This window comes from Candidatus Protofrankia californiensis (assembly GCF_900634765.1).
In the GTDB taxonomy this organism is placed as follows: domain Bacteria; phylum Actinomycetota; class Actinomycetes; order Frankiales; family Frankiaceae; genus Protofrankia; species Protofrankia californiensis.
This window is the reverse complement of record NZ_CAAAFT010000123.1, coordinates 8,998-13,590: the sequence shown is the minus strand read 5'-3', so window position 1 is coordinate 13,590 and position 4,593 is coordinate 8,998. Positions and strand designations below refer to the sequence as shown.

The window sequence follows — 4,593 nt, the reverse complement described above, 5'->3', positions numbered from 1 at the left end:
CTGGGATGACGACGCAAGCCCGGTGGACCTGTCCGGGATCCCGATCGGCCGGCGGGAAGACTCGGAAGTGGACGGTGCTGCTCGTCGCTGTCCGGGACTCCTCGATGATCCGGGGGTTCAGCAGGGTGACGGTCTGCCCATCCGGAGTGCGGACAATCGCGGCGGCACGGTTGATCCCGGCCTGGGGAGCGGCGATCCCCATCCCCTTGCCGAAGGTATGCAGCGCGGCGACACGTTCGATGGCTGAGGACAGTTCCGCGATGACGCGGCGGGCGTCCTCGTCCTCACCGGGAAGGTCCAACGGGTGGGCCGGCGTGCGCAGGATCTCCGCACCCTGCTGGACGATCCCGACCGACGCCATCTGACCGCTCGGACTGGTGGGCTCGGCCGGGTCGGGTGCGGCGGCACGGAAGTTCCACTCCAACCGACAGCGGGCGTGCAACAGCGGACGGTATCAGAGGCTGGAAGGCGGCACTCAACCATAGGAACGTGGGGGTTCCAGGGGACTCGGCCCCCTGGGCAGACATGGCTACTCACAGCGAAGCTGACCGCAGGTCAGCGAGCAGGAGAAAACGAGTGCGCCGCCAGGGACTTGAACCCCGAACCCGCAGATTAAGAGTCTGCTGCTCTGCCAATTGAGCTAGCGGCGCGTGTCGCGTGCTGCAACGGGTCCGAATGTATCAGGCCCAGACAGGATCGGGACCCACGGGTGGGCCCCGTCCAGACCAACTTGGCCACACAGGCCTCAGGGCTTCTCGCAACCGATACCGTCATGATCGGTGTCGAGGCGGAACGGGTCCGCGGACAGCACCCGGATCGGTCCGGTGACATAGTTGGGGCCGTCCCCGGAACCGCCCGCGCAGTCGTAGTCACCGATCCCGTCCTTCAGGCACACGTCTGGATAGGCCAGATCGCAGAGAGCGAGAGGTGCGGCCGCCGCGGTGGTGGTCGCCGGTCGCGCCGGGGCCGCGGCAGCCCGTGCGGGTGTCTGCGCGGGTGCGGCTGTGTGTGGCACCGGTCGTAACGTCGAGATCGCGGCGGCAGGGGTCGTCACGACGGCTGCAGGAGGTTGCGCCGGCTGGCTGGCGGCAGCCAGAGGCTCGGCCGAAGACAGCAGAGCGTTGATAGTCGACGGTACGGAGGTGGGTGTAGAGCTCACGGATGCGCTTGGAGCGGCCGACGCGGCCGCCTGGTCACTCTTCGGAGCCAGCGCCGCCAGCACGACAAGCCCCAGGAAACTCGCTGCGGTGACGATTCCGGCACTCCGGCGGTTGTGGATCCGTGCCTGATGCAGGTGACCGCGTATCAGGCCGACGAATCCGATAATCATGACAAAAACAACCACAAATCCACAAAAACCTCGCATGTAGCCCCCCAGCCCAGATGTGCGTGGCCAGCGACTCTAGCGCAGGTAGATCGCGCTCGGCCGCCGGGTGGCCGCACAAGGGCTGCCGGCTTACAGGCAGGACGCTTACCGAGATGGCGCCGCAGTGCGGGCTTGCGGTCGACGTGTCGGCGCGCACCGTCCGGGGGCCCGCGCCGGCGCCGGTCGGGCGTCCGGTCGCTCCTACCAGGGACCCGACGTCCAACCGGTGCCGGTACCCGCGGGCTTCGCGGACACCGTCTACGCGCTGGCGGCGGATTCTTCCGGCATCGGGTCGCCGAAACGCCAGCCCGGCACGATACGGCGCTGGAAGAAAGTGCGGAACTCGCGGACGGACGGCCCGTCCGGCTTCACCCAGAGGGTTTTCTCGGGATGCCGCAGCCACCTCAGAACATCGATGTCGGCATAGACGTTCCGCCGGACCGTGAGCCACATCATACGCGCAATCAGATGGTTGAAGGGTGCGAACAGCGGGCCGGGGCCGATCTTACGGACGATTACCCGGTACCCGAAGAACATGACGTCGTCGCGGACTGGGGTGCCGCCGAGAACTATCGTCAGCAGTGGGCCGGACCGGTCGACCGTGGCGTCCTTCTGCGTCCGGTAGAGCGAGGCGGACGGCCCGATCATCTCGATGAAGGCGAACGGCCTGAACCACTTCTGGACCTTCTTCATGCCGGTTTCGTCGGCGGGCCGCAACTGGTACTCGAGGCGGTCCTCCTTGTTCACCAGGATGGAGTACTCCAGCCGCCCCGCACCCTTGTGCGCAACCGGGAAGTGATAGATGTCGGAAACATGTTCCGCAACCGGCAGCAGCGTTCCCCGGGCAATGTAGATCTGGCCCTTGAGGTTCAGGTACTTCTTGGAGTCGGCGTAGGGCACCTCGATGAACTCACCGGCCGGTTCCGGGCCGTACCAGAACCAGATGTTTCCGGCATGCTCACGGACGGGGATCGAACGCTGGCCCGCCCGCGGGGGGATCTTCGACTGGTCCAGCTCCGGAATGACCTCGCAGCCACCGTCGGTCCGGAACTCCCAGGCGTGGTAGCCGCACTTGATCCGGTCCTCGACCACGGTGCCGCAGCGACCGAGGTCGGCACCCATGTGGCAGCACTGACTGTCGACCATGCCGACCCTGCCGCTCTTTCCGCGGAAGAGCGCGAACTGGTGAGACATGAACTCGACAGGCAGCACCTGGCCTGGCGCGAGGTCCTCGCTGAATCGGGCGAAGTACCAGCCCAGCGGGTAGTCGGTCTTCTGCTCCTCGCCGAACGATTGACCCTCAAGCAGCCGTCTGTCATGTTTCTTGAGTTGTTTCTGCCATTGCGACTTCGCCACGGGTCCTCCGCGAGTAATACTTGGAGAAGAATAGGTGTACACGAGATAGCCGGCGAGATAGCTTGCATTATTGGCTGGTTGACCGCACCGGGCGGCAACACATGATCGACGTTAGCATGCGGCCCGCACCAGATCCCGGGGACGCCGCTGCGTGACGGAAACAACAAGCGACACACGGCAGCGAGGTAACACGGTAACGGCCGTGTTTCAATCGGAGGGCACCCGGTCGGGCGCAACCCGTCACTGCTGCCATGCCCATGCGGAGGCCCGTTTCCCGCGAGGTATGCTGTACCCGTCCCAGGCTGCGGCAAAGCGTCTGCACGCCCGTATGTCGCCAACCACACACCAGGCCGCCGGCCCGATTGTTCCGGCTATTCGACGGCGGGCAGAATCATGGTTATTCCCGGCAGCCAGAAGAATGTTCGACGCGCAACCAGACGCCGTCCAGGAAGTTCATATTCACCGCGACCGCGTGCGGCCGGAGTCCGAAAACCACGGGTCACCGACGGCCGGGGTCCACGTCCACCCAGTTCAGGGTGCGTTCGACCGCCTTGCGCCAGCCGGCGTAGCCGCTTTCGCGCCGGTCCGGCGACCATTGGGGTTCGAAGCGGCGGTCCTCCCGCCAGTGCGTGGCGAGCTCACCGGCGTCCTTCCAGAAGCCCACCGCGAGACCGGCGGCATATGCGGCGCCGAGCGCCGTCGTCTCGGCGACCACCGGACGGCTGACGGGGACGCCCAGGATGTCCGCCTGCATCTGCATGCACAGGTCGTTTGCGGTCACTCCGCCGTCGACTCGCAGGACGTCCAGTGCCACGCCCGAGTCCAGCCGCATCGCCTCGGCCACGTCCCGGCTCTGGTAGCAGATCGCCTCGAGCGCGGCGCGGGCCAGATGGGCGCTGGTGTGGAAGCGTGACAGGCCGACGATCGCGCCCCGCGCGTCGGAGCGCCAGTACGGCGCGAACAGCCCGGAGAAAGCCGGGACGAAGTAGATGCCGCCGCTGTCGGGCACCGTCGCGGCCAGCGTCTCGCTCTCGGACGCGCTGCTGATGATGCCGAGCTGGTCCCGCAGCCACTGCACGGCCGACCCCGTGACCGCGATCGAGCCTTCCAGCGCATACACCGGGTCGTCGTCACCGAACCGGTAGCCGACCGTCGTGAGCAGCCCGTGCCGGGAGGGCACCGCCTGCGTTCCGGTGTTCAGCAGGAGGAAGTTGCCGGTGCCATAGGTGTTCTTGGCCTGCCCGGGGGCGAAACAGACCTGCCCGACGGTCGCGGCATGCTGGTCTCCGAGGTCGGCGGTCAGCGCGACCTCGCCGCGCAGCGGCCCGGACGCAATGGTCGAACCGTAGCCGGTCGGGTCGGCTGAGGGCCGGATCGCCGGGAGCATGGCCCGCGGAATGCCGAAGAACGACAGCAGCTCGTCGTCCCAGTCCAGAGTGTGCAGGTCCATCAGCATGGTACGGCTGGCGTTGGTGACGTCTGTCACGTGCAGCCCGCCATGCACTCCCCCGGTGAGGTTCCACAGCAGCCAGCTGTCCACGGTGCCGAAGACGGCCTCGCCCCGCTCGGCCGCGGCGCGGACCCCGTCGACGTTGTCGAGGATCCAGGTGACCTTGGCCGCGGAGAAGTAGGTCGCCGGCGGCAGGCCGGATCTGCGCCGGATCACCTGACCGCGGCCGTCGCGCTCCAGCGCGGCCGCGATCCGGTCGGTGCGGGTGTCCTGCCAGACGATCGCGTTGTGGTAGGGCCGGCCGGTGCGCAGGTTCCACACGATCGTGGTCTCGCGCTGGTTGGTGACGCCGAGTGCGGCGAGGTCGGACGGGCCGAGGCCGGCGCCGGCCAGGGCCGACTCGACGGCCGCGGCCGTGCGC

General features: G+C 67.4%; 4 protein-coding genes and 1 tRNA gene. All 5 read right to left on the bottom strand.

Annotation, left to right across the window (positions count from 1 at the left end):
- A partial coding sequence (locus DD1DGNOD_RS07345; protein ID WP_241255528.1) for a peptide deformylase occupies positions 1-442 on the bottom strand: 442 nt, incomplete at its 3' end.
- Positions 443-577: 135 nt separating this feature from the next.
- A tRNA-Lys gene (locus tag DD1DGNOD_RS07340) sits at positions 578-650 on the bottom strand.
- Positions 651-745: 95 nt separating this feature from the next.
- On the bottom strand, positions 746-1,345 hold the full coding sequence (locus DD1DGNOD_RS07335) for a hypothetical protein (protein WP_131769729.1): 600 nt from the start codon (positions 1,343-1,345) through the stop codon (positions 746-748).
- 279 nt (positions 1,346-1,624) lie between these two features.
- Positions 1,625-2,722, bottom strand: coding sequence for a Rieske (2Fe-2S) protein (locus DD1DGNOD_RS07330; protein WP_131769728.1), 1,098 nt, complete (start codon positions 2,720-2,722; stop codon positions 1,625-1,627).
- A gap of 499 nt (positions 2,723-3,221) precedes the next feature.
- The coding region (glpK, locus tag DD1DGNOD_RS07325) for a glycerol kinase GlpK (protein ID WP_131769739.1) at positions 3,222-4,593 on the bottom strand (1,372 nt) is incomplete at its 5' end.